This is a genomic window from Achromobacter sp. JD417 (assembly GCF_041879325.1).
In the GTDB taxonomy this organism is placed as follows: Bacteria; Pseudomonadota; Gammaproteobacteria; order Burkholderiales; family Burkholderiaceae_B; genus Achromobacter; species Achromobacter mucicolens.
Window position 1 is genome coordinate 5230269 of the sequence record NZ_CP087159.1, and the last position, 16914, is coordinate 5247182.

Annotated in this window: 13 protein-coding genes; 6 read left to right on the forward strand and 7 right to left on the reverse strand. The window is 61.5% G+C overall.

Annotated features, from left to right (window positions below):
• Window positions 1-2 precede the first annotated feature (2 nt).
• Complete coding sequence (locus tag LN047_RS24130; RefSeq protein WP_373980426.1) at window positions 3-1208, reverse strand: aminotransferase class V-fold PLP-dependent enzyme; 1206 nt, start codon at window positions 1206-1208, stop codon at window positions 3-5.
• Window positions 1209-1398: 190 nt separating this feature from the next.
• Between LN047_RS24130 and LN047_RS24135 the strand changes: the two genes are divergently transcribed.
• Window positions 1399-2343: a LysR family transcriptional regulator gene (locus tag LN047_RS24135; RefSeq protein WP_373980427.1), complete on the forward strand. Its 945-nt coding sequence runs from the start codon at window positions 1399-1401 to the stop codon at window positions 2341-2343.
• 153 nt (window positions 2344-2496) lie between these two features.
• Here the strand turns inward: LN047_RS24135 and LN047_RS24140 are convergent, their stop codons facing one another.
• Window positions 2497-2712, reverse strand: coding sequence for a molybdopterin-binding protein (locus LN047_RS24140; protein WP_056325532.1), 216 nt, complete (start codon window positions 2710-2712; stop codon window positions 2497-2499).
• 37 nt (window positions 2713-2749) lie between these two features.
• Window positions 2750-5020 carry a rhodanese-like domain-containing protein gene (locus tag LN047_RS24145; protein ID WP_373980428.1) on the reverse strand — a complete coding sequence of 757 codons (2271 nt, stop codon included), beginning with the start codon at window positions 5018-5020 and terminating at the stop codon, window positions 2750-2752.
• A 254-nt stretch (window positions 5021-5274) separates the two neighbouring features.
• On the opposite strand from LN047_RS24145, the gene LN047_RS24150 reads away from it, so the two are divergent.
• Window positions 5275-6834: a hydantoinase/oxoprolinase family protein gene (locus tag LN047_RS24150; RefSeq protein WP_373980429.1), complete on the forward strand. Its 1560-nt coding sequence runs from the start codon at window positions 5275-5277 to the stop codon at window positions 6832-6834.
• 384 nt (window positions 6835-7218) lie between these two features.
• On the forward strand, window positions 7219-8106 hold the full coding sequence (locus LN047_RS24155; protein WP_373980430.1) for a LysR substrate-binding domain-containing protein: 888 nt from the start codon (window positions 7219-7221) through the stop codon (window positions 8104-8106).
• A gap of 11 nt (window positions 8107-8117) precedes the next feature.
• Here LN047_RS24155 and LN047_RS24160 read toward each other — a convergent pair whose 3' ends face one another.
• The 3 genes from LN047_RS24160 to argH are packed head-to-tail and all read right to left on the reverse strand — an operon-like array spanning window position 8118 to window position 11409.
• Window positions 8118-8882, reverse strand: coding sequence for an aspartate/glutamate racemase family protein (locus tag LN047_RS24160; protein WP_373980431.1), 765 nt, complete (start codon window positions 8880-8882; stop codon window positions 8118-8120).
• A gap of 7 nt (window positions 8883-8889) precedes the next feature.
• A complete protein-coding gene (locus tag LN047_RS24165; protein ID WP_373980432.1) occupies window positions 8890-9855 on the reverse strand; it encodes a Bug family tripartite tricarboxylate transporter substrate binding protein in 966 nt (321 codons plus the stop codon).
• Between the two features lie 21 nt (window positions 9856-9876).
• Window positions 9877-11409, reverse strand: a complete 1533-nt coding sequence (gene argH, locus LN047_RS24170; RefSeq protein WP_373980433.1) for an argininosuccinate lyase — start codon at window positions 11407-11409, stop codon at window positions 9877-9879.
• A gap of 1233 nt (window positions 11410-12642) precedes the next feature.
• Here argH and groES point away from each other — a divergent pair.
• The 3 genes from groES to LN047_RS24185 all read left to right on the forward strand — a co-directional run bounded on the left by groES (window position 12643) and on the right by LN047_RS24185 (window position 15833).
• Window positions 12643-12930 carry a co-chaperone GroES gene (gene groES / locus LN047_RS24175; RefSeq protein ID WP_006221616.1) on the forward strand — a complete coding sequence of 96 codons (288 nt, stop codon included), beginning with the start codon at window positions 12643-12645 and terminating at the stop codon, window positions 12928-12930.
• Between the two features lie 37 nt (window positions 12931-12967).
• Window positions 12968-14608, forward strand: coding sequence for a chaperonin GroEL (gene groL, locus LN047_RS24180; RefSeq protein ID WP_056325479.1), 1641 nt, complete (start codon window positions 12968-12970; stop codon window positions 14606-14608).
• Window positions 14609-14837: 229 nt separating this feature from the next.
• Entirely contained in the window at window positions 14838-15833 is a 996-nt protein-coding gene (locus LN047_RS24185; RefSeq protein WP_373980434.1) for a YhjD/YihY/BrkB family envelope integrity protein, read from the forward strand.
• Window positions 15834-15843: 10 nt separating this feature from the next.
• Here the strand turns inward: LN047_RS24185 and LN047_RS24190 are convergent, their stop codons facing one another.
• Window positions 15844-16908, reverse strand: coding sequence for an Ldh family oxidoreductase (locus LN047_RS24190; RefSeq protein WP_373980435.1), 1065 nt, complete (start codon window positions 16906-16908; stop codon window positions 15844-15846).
• Window positions 16909-16914 lie beyond the last annotated feature (6 nt).

Below are 16914 nucleotides of genomic sequence, written 5' to 3' on the forward strand. Positions count from 1 at the left end.
CGTCAAGACGGCAGCGCCTCCACCAAGCGGTCGATGTCGTCGGAATCGTTGTAATAGGTCGGTGAAATACGCAGATTGCCACCGCGCACCGCCAGGTCCACGCCCGCGTCGCGCAAGCGTTGCGACAGATCCTGGGCGTCGTGGGCAGAATGCTTGAACGACAGGTTGCCGGACGCCTCGCCCGGGGTCCGAGAACTGACGATCTGGTATCCCTTGCGCAACAGGGCTTCGCAGGCGTAGTCAGTAAGCGTCAGAATATGGGATTCAATGCGGGCGGGCGTCAGCGCCAGCTGAATACGCACGGCCGCGTCCAAGCCCCAGATGCCAGTGAAGTTGGCCAGGGCTTCTTCAAAGCGGGCGGCAGTTGGCCGGTATTTCAGCAGGTAGTGCATGTGGTCTTCGGTACTGTCAACGCTGTGATAGCCCACGCTGGGCGGGTCCAGCAATCCCAGCACGCTCTTGCGGCAATAGAAGAATCCCGTTCCGATCGGCGCCAGCATCCACTTGTGGCCTCCCACCGACAGGAAGTGGATGCCCAGCTTCTCGACATCCAGTTCCAGCGAACCGGCCCACTGAATGGCGTCCAGATTCAGGTATACGCCGCGTTCGTGGCACAGGTTGGAGGTGGCTTCAAGGTCTTGGCGGAAACCGTTGGAAAACTGCACGGCGCTTAGCGACACAAGCCGGGTGCGCTCGTCTATCAATCCACGGATATCGTCTACCAGGATGCGGCCATTGCGGTTCTTCACCCAACGAATCGTCACGCCGCGCGCGGCCAGCTTCATCCAGCAATAGACGTTGGACGGGTATTCGATATCCGGCAGGATCAGGTTGTCTCCATCGCGCCACGGGAACCCGTTGGCGACATTGACCAACCCTTCGGTGGTGTTCTTGACGTAGGCGATCTCGTCACGATGCGCGCCGATCAACCGGCCGATCCGAGCCTTGATGGTTTCCTCGGCGTAACGGCACCATTCCGGATAGGCATTGCGCCCATTATCCCGCACGTCCTCCATGAACCGGTTGACCGCTGCCACAACCGGCTGGCTCAGCGCACCGATCGAGGCATTGTTGAGGTAAGCCCGCCGCTGTTTGATGGGGAACGCCTGCCCGATGTTGCTCCAATCCAGCTGCTCGATGCCATTGCGGTCATCGGGAAACAGAGCCGCAGCCCCACCCACGGATACCGCGCTTTCTAGGATATTCACGCTGCGCCTCTTTCATTGAACGTGGGATGATCCTAAGATTCGACGAATCCATGCGTCAATTTCGTTTGAAGTATTGATTCATGCAGTTTTGTAATGGATCATCCCCGACTCGGCGCTCCTCCCCATGGGACAGCCCGCCGCAAGGGTTGAACCGGCGTCACCACCCCCTCCATTGCTCGGGTTTGTCCCTATGCGTCTGAATCGTCTTCAAGCCCTGCGTGCCGTGATGGAAACCGGAAGCGTCACTGAGGCGTCGCGGCGCATCCATCGCACTCAGCCTCAGATCAGCCGGTTGATTTCGGCGCTGGAGGAAGAGGTCGGGTTTCCCCTGTTCCTGCGTCACGGACGCGGGCTGATACCCACGCAAGAATGCCTGCGCTTCTACGAAGGCACGCGCCATATCCTGGCTGGGTTCGAAGAGGTTTCGCGCATCGCGGATTCCATCCGCAATCAGCAAGATGCCTGGCTGCGCATCCTGACCCAGCCGTACTTTGCCTATAGCGTTACGCCCACCGCCATCGCCGAATTCGCGCGCAGCCATCCGCGGGTACGGGTGTCACTGGAAGTCCGTTCTCGGGTCGACGTCGGGCTATGGATGTCCGGCCAGCAATTCGACCTCGGCTTGGCCGCCCTTCCCATCGATTTCCCCGGAATCCGCTCGCGGACATTTGCAGACGTGCGGCTGGTGATCGCCATGCCAGAAGGCCACCGGCTGACGGCCAAGGACGTCGTGACCGCAGATGACATCAAAGACGAACCGTTTATCGCGCTGCGCCCCTTCACGCTGCTGCGCCAGCGCATCGACGACCTGATGGCCAAACAGCGATTACCACTGCGTCTTGTCATGGAAACATCCTCCGGACAGTCGGCCTGCCAGCTTGCCGCGCTGGGGATGGGCATCGCCTTGGCCGACCCCATCCTGGCGGCCAACGTGCCGGGTATCGTGTTGCGCGATTTTGAGCCTAGGCTCAGCATTCCGTATGGTTTTCTTTTACCGAGCGCCTACGCCCCTTCCGAACAGGCACGCGAGTTCGCGAGTCTGTTCGTGCGCCTTGTCAAACAGACTGCGCCTGCACGGGTGGATCTGGTTGAGCAGGTGTGCGGCCAGGACCTGGGACTGCTGTCATTCCCGTAGCAAGCAATCCGTGCGACGCGGGTCGCTCGATGCAGATCGAGATGCTCGGCGATCTGGCGCCGTGGCTGGGACACGCAACATAGAAAGCGAAACGGGCTCGCCGCTGCGCATGCAACCACCCGCCCGTTCGCCCCCTAATGCCCGGTGGGCGTTTCAGAGCTTGGCCACGGACACCTCCGTGGCCTTCACAAAGGCGAGCACTTCCGTGCCGACCTGCAGATCCAGTTCCTTGACCGAGCGCGTCGTGATGACCGAGGTCACGATACCCGCGGGTGTGTCGATGTCGACTTCCGACACCACGGATCCCAATACGATTTCGCGGATCTTGCCGCGGAACTGATTGCGGGCGTTGATGGATTGAATGGCCATGCATGACTCCAGTAGAAGATAGGTAATCCGGCGCCACTCACCGATCGGCCCCGATGAGGCGGAAATCCTGCGCGGCGGCGCGTTCGAGCTGCGCCACGAGTTGCAGCTCCCAGTCGAGATAGGCACGAAACCCGGCGTCGCGCGCCGCCAAATCGTCCAGCAGGTATGGGCTGATGTCCTGGTCGTCGTCGCCCGTCAGCACACCTTCGTCACCGCGCTCCAGTGGCAGCCCGGCCGCCTGCCAGGCCCCAGTGCCGCCCTGCAGCGTGTAAACCTCAGGCGCGTGTGTCTCACGGCGAAGCCGCCATTGCAGTTCGGCGGCCACGGTCTGCGCGAGCACGCCGTCTTCCGACACGATGACCACGCGCGCGGCGTTCGCGCCCTCCTCGGCAAGGAGTGCCGGCAGCCGGTCCGGCGCGGCGAAGCGCGCGCCCGGGATGTGGCGGCGCACATAAGCCTGGCGGCGATCCACGTCATACACCCGCGTGGGGCCGTGCTCGGCCAGCCAGCCTTCGAGCACGGCGGCGCGGACCACCGGCGCCGGATCGCGGTGGCGCAGCACGCGCACGCGCTCCGGCCCGCTCTCCTGAATGACCGGGAGCGCCCGTTCGCCAGGCTCGCCGGCTTGCGGCGCCAGCGGCGCGGCATACAGGTACACCTCGAGGGCGCCCAATTGGCGCAGCCAGGCCGCGGTGGTCAGCGCGCGAACGCCGTCATGATCGGCCAGCACCACGCGCGCGCGCCGCGTCCCGACATATTCGTCGGTCGCCTGCACCAGTTGCCCGCCCGGCGCCCAGCGCCAACCGGGAAGATGGCCGGCTTCGTACTCCTCGCGCGTGCGCACGTCGAAGCGATAGAGACTGCGCTCGCCAGCGGCGGCATCGGCCTCGAACCTGGCGAGCCGCGCGGCGTCGATGTGGTCCACGCCCGCCGCTGCGGCCACGGCCCGCGCGCGCTCGCGCGCCTGGGCCAGGGCCTGAGGCCCAGGCTCGGGTAACGCCGCGTGGCGGCCATAGGCCAGCTCGCGTCCCGACAGCAGCCATTCCATCGTGCCATTGCGCAGCGACGCCACCTTGTTCGGGATGCCCGCATCGATCAGCGTCTGCGCGCCCACGATCGACCGGGTGCGGCCCGCGCAATTCACCACGACGAACGTGTCGGGATTGGGCGCGAGTTCGCCGATGCGGTAGACCAGCTCTGCACCGGGCAGGCTATGCGAGAACGGCAGCGTGAAGTTGTGGAATTCCTCCGTGGTGCGGCTGTCGACCACGACGATGTCCTCGCCGGCCGCCACGCGGGCGGACAGCTCGTCAACGTCGATCCATGGCGTGTGCTTTTCATGCTCGATCACTTCGCCAAATGCCTTGCTGGGCACATTGGTGCCCCAGAAGACCTCGCGACCCGATGCCTCCCAGGCGCGCGTGCCGCCGGCCAGCACGGTCACGTCGGCGTAGCCCAGCCGCACCAGCTTGCAGGCGGCTTCGTGCGCGAGCGACTCATCCTCGTCGACCAGCACAATGCGGGTCAAGCGGCGCGGCACGAGGCGGTCGATGCGTTGCTCAATGCGCCAGAGCGGCGCGTTGGCCGCTTCGAGGAGATGGCGTTCGGCGTACCGGCCCGCCTCGCGCACGTCGAGCAGCGCGATTTCGGTGGGGCCGCGCAGCGCACGCTCCAGTTCGGCCGGCGCCACACGCGCATGGAGAATCGCCGCGGGCGGACCGAAGGTCCGGTACGTTCCCCCGGCCGTGCTTTCGAACACCACACGTCCGGCCAGCCGGTCCGGGGCCAGTCCGTAGAAGTGCAGATGCGCGCCGGACGACGCACCGATGAGTTCGATGGTGTGAACGTCGTCGGGCTGCAGCACGATGGACGCGCCCTGCGCGACGTCAACGCGGCGCACGTGCGTGAGCGTGTCGCGCAAGGGGTCCGAGCTCCGGCTGCGCGCATACACCTCGTTGCGCTCCTCACCGCGCACGCCGGCGATGATCGCCCACGTCGTATGGTCGTGCGGCGGCTGCGCCTTGCCGGCTTCGCCGAGCGAGAGGTATAGCGCATAGGCGCCGTCCACGTCCTCGGCCAGGCGATAGATCGTGGCCGGCCGCTCCGGATGCAATGCGAAAGTGTCCGCATCGAACAGCTCGGCACGCGCGGCCAGCGCGCGCAGCAGGCCCGCCGCCGACTCCAGCTGCGCTGGCGTGGCGCGTCGCGGGTCGGGCAGGATGGCCCGCACATCGCGAATGAACGCGGCGACGGCTTGCGTACGCTGGGTCTGGAGGGAAAGGTCGGCGGTGGTCGGCAGTTGTGTCATGGCGGTTCCGGGTTCGGTACGAGGCCCGGGCAATCGCCGCGAGCCGGATGCCAGCCAGACTACGGTGTCCGCCGCGGGCGGCGCAACGCAGAAATCCGACTATCCATATGCGCACTGCAGGCACCGCTGCGACGCATAAGGACATACGAAAAACGACCTTCCCCGCACGCAACCCGCTCCCTACCATCGTGGCCTTCCCCATCGTCGCGTCCGAGGCGCGCGGCGTCTCCCAGACCACGAACAGGATTGTCCCCATGCCCGCAGCAATACCTCAAACGCCCGCCGCGCGGCGCGCCGCCGTCAGGGTGGCCGTCGACGTCGGCGGCACATTCACCGACATCGTCCTCGAGCAGGGCGAGACACGGCGCTCCGCCAAGCTGCTCACGACGCCTGCCGCGCCAGAACAGGCCGTCCTGGCCGGCATCGACGAACTGCTGATCGCAGCGCAACTGAGTTGGCCGGACGTGGATCGCCTGGTGCTGGGCACCACGCTCGCCACCAATGCGCTCATCGAGCGCAAGGGCGCGCGCACGGCCCTCGTCACCACTGCCGGTTTCCGCGATCTGGTCGAGATCGGCCTGGAGGACCGCTACGCCCAATACGACATCTTCCTGGACAAGCCGCAACCGCTCGTGCCGCGCGACTGGCGCCACGGCGTGACCGAACGGGTCGACGCCCAGGGCCGCGTGCTCACGCCGCTCGACGAGGACGGTGTGCGCGCGCTGGCTGACCGGCTGCGCGAGGACCGCATCGAGAGCGTCGCGGTGTGCCTGCTGCACAGCTACGCGCATCCCGCACACGAGCGCCGCATCCGCGACCTGCTCCGCGCCGAGCTGCCCGCGCTCTGGATCTCCCTGTCTTCCGACGTGTGCGCCGAGATCCGCGAATACCCGCGCCTGTCCACGGTCTGCGCGAACGCCTACGTGCAGCCCCAGGTGTCGGGTTACCTGCGGCGCTTCGAAGCGGCCGCGCGTGAACGCGGCCTGCGGGCCGAACCGTTCCTGATGACTTCGGGCGGCGCCATCGCGACGCTGCAGACCGGCGTGGACGAGCCCGTGCGGCTCGTGGAGTCGGGGCCCGCAGGCGGCGCCATCCTGGCCCAGCACATCGCCGAGCAGGTCGGCGCGGCGCGCGCGCTCTCGTTCGACATGGGCGGAACCACCGCCAAGATCTGCTACATCGACGACTACCAGCCGCAGATCAGCCGCAGCTTCGAGTTCGGCCGCGTGCATCGCCACCTCAAGGGCTCGGGCCTGCCCATTCGCATACCCGTCATCGAGATGATCGAGATCGGCGCGGGCGGCGGCTCAATCGCCCGGGTCAATCACCTGGGCGTGATCCAGGTCGGGCCCGACAGCGCGGGCTCGGCGCCCGGGCCCGCAGCCTATGGGCTGGGCGGCCAGCATCCCACCGTGACCGACGCCCACGCGGTCATAGGCACCATCACGCCGGAGCGCTTCGCCGTGGGCAAGGTTTCGCTCGATCCCGCGCTCGCGCGGCTCGCCGTGCAGGCTTATCTCGCCAGCCCGGCCGAGCTCACGGACCCGGAGGCAGCCCAGGCCGTGCTGGAGGTCGTGACCGAGAACATGGCCAATGCCGCCCGCGTGCACGCCTCCGAGCTGGGCAAGACGGCCGATGAACACACCCTGATCGCGTTCGGCGGCGCCGCGCCGCTGCACGCAGCGCTGCTCGCGCGCAAGCTGGGCATCGGCACGGTCATCGTCCCCGGCGCGCGAGTCCTAGCTCGCACTTATTGCGCCAGAAACCTGCTCCGCGAGGCGTGGGGGTTTTCTTCGACCCTTCTGTGCGCATGAACGACGGGCGCTAAGGCCTGCACCGGGGAGAATATGCAGCTAGGTTCGTCAGTCTCAAATGGCAAGGCGATCCTACGCGCTCGCCGAATCCGCCTCGCTTCTCGTGCAGAGCTGGCGGACAGTTCGAAGCTGCGGTTGCATGCGGAGCGGAATGGCGCCGGCGGCCTTCGCAGGATCCTATGAAACGCATCATGCGGCGGAGAATGGCGGCACCACCGTCTTCAATCACCGCGAACGGATCTGCAGGAACGCTTTGCTGGTGTGCTTGACGCCCGCCTTGCACTCAAAAATTGCACTGATGTTTCGAGGCGGAGTATCGTGGCACCCTGTAGCCGCCTCCCTTTTAGCCGGTAGTTCTGGCAATTTTTGCTCACGCCATTTCACATGAATTTCAAGCAAATTGAAGCGTTTCGTACAGTCATGGCGACGCGATCCATGACGACCGCTGCCGCACTCCTGCATACCTCGCAGCCCAACATCAGCAGATGGATAGTGTTGCTCGAAAGAGAACTCGGGTTCGAACTTTTTCAAAGAAATGGCACGCGTTTGACCCCTACGGGAGATGCGAATGTCTTTTATTCCGAAGTAGAGAGGTCCTACAGAGGCTTAGATATTCTTAAAGACACCGCTCTTTCCATCAAAAAGAAGGGCATGGGTATTTTACGCGTGGGTGCAGTAGGTTCACTGACTCAAAGCATCCTGCCGATCGCGGTCCGCGCGTTTAAGACGCTCTATCCAAGCAGTCCCGTACTGATAAATACGGGCAGTTCCGTAAATGTGGCCCAATGGGTTTCGGCAGGTCTCTGCGATGTGGGTTTTGTTTCCATGACCAGCAATACCGCAGGAGTCCGATTCAACCGCCTGAACTCCAATAAAGGTGTAGGCATAGTACCGCTCCATCACCCTCTGGCCCGTCATAGGTGCCTGACCCCTCAAGACTTCGAACAGGAGCCTTTTATCTCGCTGCCTAGTGGAAGCTCCAATCGGGCTGTGGTCGATGCATACTTAGAGGGAATTTCAAGGCCCCTATCGATTGAAACACACTACGCTTCCACTATTTGCACCATGGTTGCGCTGGAATTGGGAGTCTCCATAATCAATTCATTTGTACCGAGAGCATTAAAACTAAGTGACCTTAAAGAGATCCCGCTTGATTCCGAAGTTTTTTTCCACAGCTATGCGGTATCTTCCGAACAATATGCACCAGGCGTCCTCGCCAGCCAGATCGTTGATTGCGTTATCGAAGCCTTCGAAGGATTAAACGCCACTTGAGCACCACAATCTCAATCTTCTGAGAACGCACTTTGCGCTAGGAATTTGGCCGATATCAGAGTGGGATCAAACAAAGAGACAGTTGCCGCCAATTCATCCGCCTTCAGAACGAGAGGAATTTCGGTGCATGCCATGAGAAAATTCTTTACTCCAGTTCGTTGGCGCATCGAGCTGACTACCGTCGCAAAACAAGCCTGGCCAAGTATTCTGTCGTTTGCCTTCACGCCCCTGTAAATACCTGCCATCAAAGTATCGAGCTCCTCCGCCGTGGGCTCGATGCACTCAATGCCTCTGGCGTCAAGCGCGGTTGCGTACAAGCCTGAGCGTATCGTTCCTGCCGTGCCAAGCAGGCAAACCCTTGTGACCCCCACCTCTACCAAGAACCGGGCGCACACCTCTGCGATGTGAATTATCTTGACCTGAGGCACTGCTTGCTGCAACTGCGCATGCCAAGCATGCGCAGTGTTGCAAGCAATCGCCGCGACCTCCACCTTCAAACGCCGCATGGCAACGAGTTGATCACATATCTGCCGAAAAACCCTCTGCCGTTCCTCCTCACTCATCAGCAGAGCTTCCGTTCGATCGACGACAGGAAGCTGGAACAGATAGTGAGGCGGATAAAGCTGATCCTTGAGTTCATCGCCCGATGCCGCGATCAACGTCGAACACTCCTGCAAAAAACACTCGAGATAATTAACTCCGGCGTAGGGGCCCATTCCGCCGATAATCCCGACATTCTTCCTTGGCGAAACTGAAGGACATATCTGAGAGGACATGGATAAATCAGTTCATATCAATCTTGCTGTGTTTGATAACTTCGGCCCATCGCCTGGACTCTTGCTCTGACAGCTTCATCAGATCCTGGCTGGAGCCTGGATATGGCTCCGCGCCCTGTTCCTTGAGGTGCGCGATCATCTCCTTCTCGCTGGCGATCGAAACCACCACATTTTGCAGCTTCTGCACGATAGCAGGCGGTGTCTTTGCCGGCGCCATAAATGCATACCAAGAATCAACATCAGCGCCCGTCACTCCCGACTCAGTAAACGTCGGCACATCAGGAATCGAAGGGCTGCGTTGCGCACTGGCAATACCCAATAGCTTTACCCGTCCGGCTTTGGCGTGACTCAACACATTAGGCAGGTTTGCGAAAAGCACCTGGATTTGTCCGGCCAGAAGTTCTGCTGTCGCTGGCCCCGCGCCTTTATAAGGCACATGAGTAAACTCCACACCTGTCCGATATGAGAACAGCTCGCCAGTCATATGGTTAACCGACCCGACACCGGCCGACCCCATATTAAGCTTTCCAGGATTCGCTTTCGCGTACCTAATGAACTCTTCGAGGTTGCTCACTGGCAGGTCTGGCGACACGGCTAAAACATTCGGCACAGTAGCAAATAACGCGACCGGCACAAAATCCTTTTGAGCGTCGTAGTTCAGCTTCTTCGAAATCGCGGGTTGGATAGATTGTTGACCCATCGTCGCCAACAGAAGCGTATACCCGTCAGGAGGAGACTTGGCGACGAAACTGGCCCCGATTGCCCCCCCGGCACCTCCCTTGTTTTCGACAATCACAGGCTGATCCAACACTTCACCAAGCCGAACCGCGACCAGACGTCCCATGAGATTTACCGTTCCGCCAGGAGCGAAAGGCACGACCAAAGTGACTGGCTTTGTGGGATACGAAGAATCTGCTTGGGTGACAGGGGTAATGCATATCGCTACTGCGGCGATGGCTAGTCGTTTCCACATTTTCATTTTCCCGAAGAGTGATTAGTCCAGAGCTGACATGGCAGCCGTCGGAACGGATTTTGCGAGCGTCCGAATATCGGCATGCAGCTTGGCCTGAGCCCGGACAACGCGGCTTTCGATGACTTCGATAGCGCCACTCAGAGCCTCCATGTGCCGCTGCTGCTCATGAATGTGCTCTATTACGGTAGTCGGCGCCGGCCCACCTTGTGCTTTTCGTGCGGCCACGTTCAGCGTGGGATCGAGACACTCGCGAAGCTCATCTTCAGATATCTCGATTGACCGTCCCAACTGCTCCGAAGCTGTGGCTTTGATGGCGGTGACGGATATGTCTTGGGCACCAATGCCGGTATCCAAGGATTCACGAACGACTGCACCGATAATGTGATGTGCATCACGGAACGATATATTTGAATTTCGCACCAAAAGGTCAGCCAAGTCGGTCACCGTGGAGAAATCTTCTGCAGCACGGGAAGCCATATGCCGCTCATTGGGCACAACCTTCTCCACCAAAAGCCTCATCAGTTCCAAACACTTGAGCGCTTCTTCGCATGCTTCAAAACACGTTCTTGTGCTTTCGCGGCTGCTATCCCCTGAATGGGTGAAATGGGTGGATTTCACAGTACTGAACGCCGCAGACGTCAATCCGATCAAATGCCCCGCTTTTCCACGTAGAAACTCGAGGACGGCCGGATTTTTTTTCTGCGGCATGATGCTTGAAGTGCTGGCGATACTATCCGGAAAGGTAATGTATCCAAATTCCGGCGTTGACCAGATATAAAGGTCCTGCACCATCCGGCTGAAAGCAATCATCATGATGGAGAGCGTTGCACTCATCTCCAGCGCGAAATCCCGTGAGGCGACGCTGTCGAGCGCGCTTCCCAATGGGCGACTGAACCCGAGCAACTCGCTCGTCATCGTCCGATCGATCGGAAACGACGTACCCGCCAATGCGCAAGCACCCAAAGGGCAACCGTCGGTACTCTTCAAAACATGAAGGAGACGGTCCACGTCGCGTATCCACGCGTCGACCACCGCCGACAAGTAATAGCCATAGGTAATGGGTTGTGCTGCCTGCATATGGGTGTAGCCAGGCATTACATAGGACGAGTAGCGCTCCGCTTGCTGCAGAGCAATCTGGCACAGATCTAGCAGCGCAGCAGAGATTCGCATAGCGAAATCACGAATGCGGATGCGATCGATTGTCGCACCCATGTCATTGCGACTACGTGCAGTGTGCAAGCGCCCCCCCAGGTCGGCGCCAACCAATTGGATCAGGTGCGCTTCATAATTGAAATAGGCTTCTTCCCGCGCTGGGTCAAGTGTCACCGCATTGGGCCCCTCCTCCTGCATTCTCACCAACGCTTGTGCCAGTCTCTGACTCGACGACTGATCGAGAATCTCTTTCTTCGCGAGCATCAACAAGTGAGCATTGTTGATGTCATTCAGCAATTCAAAATTTGTGAAAAATTCACGATTAAGTCGCGGCAGAAAAATATACTTCACCACTTCGGGAGCGAGTGGTTCTTTCAAGCGGCGACTAATTTTCGATTCCATGATCTTAAGGTCCAATTGATTTACGGATAGTGTCCGGCGCCGCACGCCAAACCGTCAAATCAATAGACCCCATCAGCCCATACAAAAAAGATATGCCCGCCGCAGCGCCTCCGTGGCGAAATTTAATTCGAATCGGCGGGGATAATGGAGTCTGACCAGCCGCAAATCAGTCAAAGCCGAAGATTCTTTGAAATCCATTTCAATTCGATTTAGCTATCGCAGCCGTAGACCTTCCAATTGGGCATATTTTTTGGACCTGTGATCGTGAGCGGAGACATCGTCGATTAATTCTCTTCGACAACTCGATTTACCCTCGCCTCAGCATCGCCGATGGGCAACGACCACGCCGGGCTTATCGCACTGAGAAGCGATGTTCAGTGTGTCCAGATCGGTGGACACACTGTCCTTTTGTTATGACCCAGAGCAATGCTGCGCCAGCGCAACAGCTTGTCACCCGTGGTCCGCAAGTTCCGCTATGTTCGCCACAAGGGACTCGAAACTCATCCGTGCTCTATTCACCTGGCTTGGAGCATCCAAGACGCAGGTATTGCACTTCGCCTTACCGGGGACCTGATGGTGCAGCATGAACGCCACATCCAAGTAGACTGCAGAGGAACTTATAGAGCGCTTGATTGGCAATTCAAGGCTGGTCTCCGACGTTGCCGGAGCGCATCCCTTCGCTGGATCGACGTGTTGTTCGATCTCATGTTGACTAACCTTGCACTTTCGATGAAGGTCTGCAGCGCGGGTGCGTGAGGTAGAGGTTGCACTCAACCGGAGCGTCTTAGAGTCCAAAGAGAGGCACGGCTATTGTCCGACAGACAACTTAAATGAACTTTTTTGGCAAAAATTCATGTTGAATGAACCTTTTGGGTAAGAAGAAAACTTGAATGAACCAAAGGTAGCCATGCTGGTCAACGCCGTTCCTGGGCTCCTGAACGGCTCAATTTTTCACTTTGGCCTCCGAATCTCGCCGCAGCCCGCATGAACCGGGCGTCGACACATTTCTGAGCCTCCAAGGTGAGTGAACCAATTCTCAAGTTCAATGAACTTCGACACCAGTCTCGGTAAGCGATTAAGCGTCGCCGTCTGCGACACCAATATGTAACAGCGCACCTCCCCCCCTTGAACGTCAGAACTTCATCCCTATAATTAGCACTCGACACCGGTGAGTGCTAACACCTCCCGGGGCAAACCGACCATTCACTTACTTTTAGTTAACAGGAGTTCCTCATGGCCTTGCGTCCCCTGGGCGATCGCGTGATCGTCAAACGCCTCGAAAACGAGCGCAAGACTGCCTCGGGCATCGTCATCCCGGACAGCGCCGCTGAAAAGCCCGACCAGGGTGAAGTCGTGGCCGTCGGCCCCGGCAAGAAGACCGAAGACGGCAAGATCCTGCCGGTTGACCTGAAGGCTGGTGACAAGGTTCTGTTCGGCAAGTACGCCGGCCAGTCCGTGAAGGTTGATGGCGAAGAACTGCTCGTCATCCGCGAGGACGAAATCCTCGCCGTGGTCCAGTAAACCCTGCCTCAAACGAATTTTCGAAGGAAGCTAAGACATGGCTGCCAAGCAAGTATTGTTCGGTGATGACGCCCGTGTGCGCATCGTCCGTGGCGTGAACGTTCTCGCCAACGCTGTCAAGACCACCCTGGGCCCCAAGGGTCGCAACGTCGTGCTGGAGCGCTCGTTCGGCGCCCCGACCGTGACCAAGGACGGCGTGTCCGTCGCCAAGGAAATCGAACTGAAGGACAAGTTCGAAAACATCGGCGCCCAACTCGTCAAGGACGTCGCGTCCAAGACCTCCGACAACGCCGGTGACGGCACCACGACCGCGACCGTGCTGGCCCAGGCCATCGTTCAGGAAGGCCTGAAGTACGTTGCCGCCGGTTTCAACCCCATCGACCTGAAGCGCGGCATCGACAAGGCTGTCGCCGCTGCCGTCGCCGAACTGCAAAAGCAATCCAAGCCGGTCACGACCAGCAAGGAAATCGCCCAAGTCGGTTCCATCTCGGCCAACAGCGATTCCTCCATCGGCCAGATCATCGCTGACGCGATGGACAAGGTTGGCAAGGAAGGCGTCATCACCGTCGAAGACGGCAAGTCGCTGGAAAACGAGCTGGACGTCGTCGAAGGCATGCAATTCGACCGCGGCTACCTGTCGCCCTACTTCATCAACAACCCGGACAAGCAAGTCGCCGTCCTGGAAGACCCGTATGTCCTGATCTTCGACAAGAAGATCAGCAACATCCGCGACCTGCTGCCCGTGCTGGAACAAGTCGCCAAGTCGAGCCGTCCCCTGCTGATCATCGCGGAAGACGTCGAAGGCGAAGCGCTGGCCACCCTGGTTGTGAACAACATCCGTGGCATCCTGAAGACCACCGCCGTCAAGGCGCCTGGCTTCGGCGACCGCCGCAAGGCCATGCTGGAAGACATCGCCATCCTGACGGGCGGCACGGTGATCTCCGAAGAAACCGGCATGTCGCTGGAAAAGGCCACGCTGGCTGAGCTGGGCCAAGCCAAGCGCATCGAAGTGGGCAAGGAAAACACCACGGTCATCGACGGCGCTGGCGACAGCAAGTCCATCGAAGCCCGCGTCAAGCAAGTGCGCGTGCAGATCGAAGAAGCCACGTCCGACTACGACCGTGAAAAGCTGCAAGAACGCGTGGCCAAGCTGGCCGGCGGCGTTGCCGTGATTCGCGTTGGCGCTGCCACCGAAGTCGAAATGAAGGAAAAGAAGGCTCGCGTCGAAGACGCCCTGCACGCCACCCGCGCTGCAGTGGAAGAAGGCGTTGTGGCTGGTGGCGGCGTTGCGCTGCTGCGCGCCAAGCAAGCCATCGCTGACCTGAAGGGCGACACGCCTGACCAGAACGCCGGCATCAAGCTGATCCTGCGCGCTGTGGAAGAGCCCCTGCGCACCATCGTCACGAACGCCGGCGAAGAAGCCAGCGTCGTGGTCAGCAACGTGCTGAACGGCAAGGGCAACTACGGCTACAACGCCGCGACCGGCGAGTACACCGACCTGGTCGAGCAAGGCGTGCTGGATCCCACCAAGGTGACCCGCACCGCCCTGCAAAACGCTGCCTCCGTCGCCAGCCTGCTGCTGACGGCCGAAGCCGCCGTTGTTGAACTGGCTGAAGACAAGCCCGCTGCTCCGGCCATGCCCGGCGGCATGGGCGGCATGGGCGGCATGGACTTCTAAGTCCCGCTGTTCTTGCAAGGCCTCCCCGGCTTCGGCCGGGGAACGCAGTATCCAAAAACCCCCGGTCCTTCGCCCCGGGGGTTTTTCTTTTGTCCGGCCGGATATCTTTGCGTGTTGTTTCAGCGGCGCCGGATTTCCCGGGGTTGGCAAACGTTTGCCAACAATCTGCCCGTATCTGGGGCTTGCATGCGTCCCTACAATGAAGGTTCGCCTCACCGAGAATCCGCCCATGCGACTGCCCAGAAACGTGCTGCGTATCCTGCGCCCCTCCCAGATCAGCGGCCTGCTGGTCGACTCGGCCAAACAGTGGTCCAGTCATCGCGCGTCCAGCAAGGGTGCCGCGCTGGCGCTGTACATGGTGTTTTCGTTGGCGCCGATGCTGCTGCTGGTGATCGCGGTGGCAGGCGCCTTCTTCGGGGAGGAAGCGGTTCGCTCCGAGCTCTTTGCGCAATTGCGCGACCTGATCGGCGATCGCGGGGCCGAGGTGATCCAGACCGTGCTGGCCAGCGCCCACGAATCGGGCGGCGGCTGGATGGCGGCGCTGGTGTCGATCTGCGTGCTGATCTTCAGCGCGACCACGGCCTTTGCCGAGCTGCAGGCCAGCCTGGACGAATTGTGGGACGTGAGGGCCAACCAGAAGAGCGGCCTGCACGGACTGGTGCGCAGCCGTCTGCTGTCGTTCGGCCTGGTGCTGGTGCTGGCGCTGTTCCTGCTGGTGTCGCTGACCGTGAACGCGGCGCTCGCGGCGGCCAGGGGCATCTATGGCTCGCTGTGGGCCAACTCGACGTTCTCGATCGTGGCCGATTGGGCGTCTAATCTTTTTTCGTTTTCGGTGGTGGCGGCGCTATTTGCAGTGATCTTCAAGCTGCTGCCCAGCGCCAAGATCTCGTGGCAGGACGTGATACCTGGCGCCATCGTGACCGCCGGGCTGTTCCTGCTGGGTAAATGGGGCATCGGGCTGTACCTGAGCCGCGGCGCGGCGGTGTCGGCGTATGGCGCGGCCGGGTCGCTGATCGCGCTGCTGCTGTGGATCTGGTATTCGGCGCAGATCTTCTTCTTTGGCGCGGTCTTCACGCGCCAGTTTGCGCTGCGCTTTGGCAAGGTGGAGCGGCCGCGCACGCCGTCCGCCGAACCGCCGGTTCAATCGCCCGCGCAAACGCCCACGCAATCGCCCACGCAGCCGCCCGCCCACTCGCCCGTGCAGACGCCCCCGACCGACGCCTGACCTTCGGGCGTCACGCCTGCCGCGTCTGATGCAAGGGTGGCAGTGCCGCGCCAAGCCGGTCGCTCCAGACCTGCATCTCGTGCCAAAGCGCCGGCGGCACGGGCAAGCCGAGGCGTTGGCGTTCCGCTTCGTGCGTGGCCTCCGGGTCGCCAGGCATGCGAGGCTTGCCGGGCGCTTCGGATAGCTCCATCGCCAGTCCCGCCACCACCGACGCCAGGGCCGCGCCCCCCGCGAAGCGCGCCGGATCGATGACGATGAAGAAAGCGCCCAGTTCGCGCGGCCGGTCCAACGCGTCATACATGGGCGAGATGTGCGGGCCGTGAGGGTTGCCGTTCAGCGGTCCGCACAGCAGCTCGATCATCATTGCCAGGCCATAGCCCTTGTAGCCGTATTCCTCGCCGCCCAGCGGACGCAGGGCGCGCGCGGCCTGCGCATCGGTGGAGTCGTCGCCCCGCCCGTCCAGCGCCACGCCCGGCGGCAGCGCCGCGCCGTCGCGCCGCGCGTTCATGACGCGGTTCCACGGAATGGCGGTTGTCGCCATGTCCAGGCAGAGCGGCTGTCCGCCCGCACGCGGAAAGGCAAGCGAAATGGGATTGGTGCCGAAAAAGGGTTCGTGGCCGCCGAAGGGTGCGGCGATGGAATCGGAATGCGTGAAGGCGATGCCGATGAGACCTTGCCGGGCGGCCGCGCGGCTGTACAGGCCGATCGCCCCGCAATGAGACGAGTCGCTGACGCCCACCGCCGCCACCCCAGCCTCGCGCGCCAGGTCGATTGCCAGCGCGTTGGCCCGATGGGCCACCACGATGCCCTGCCCCCGGCCGCCATGCACCTGGGCGGCTCCCGGCCCCGTCCGGTCGACGCGGATGTCCGGGCGCGCCAGGATCGAGCCATGCGCCACGCGGTTCAGGTAATGCGGCAGGCGCGCGATGCCGTGCGAATCGATGCCCCACAGGCTGGTCTGCGCCAGGCTTTGCGCCAGACAGCGCGCGTCATCCGCCGGAAAATCCTGCGCCAGCAGGCACGCCGTGCCCCAGCGTTCCCAGTTGGTGGCGGTCACGCGGCGGTCGGCGTTCATGTCCTG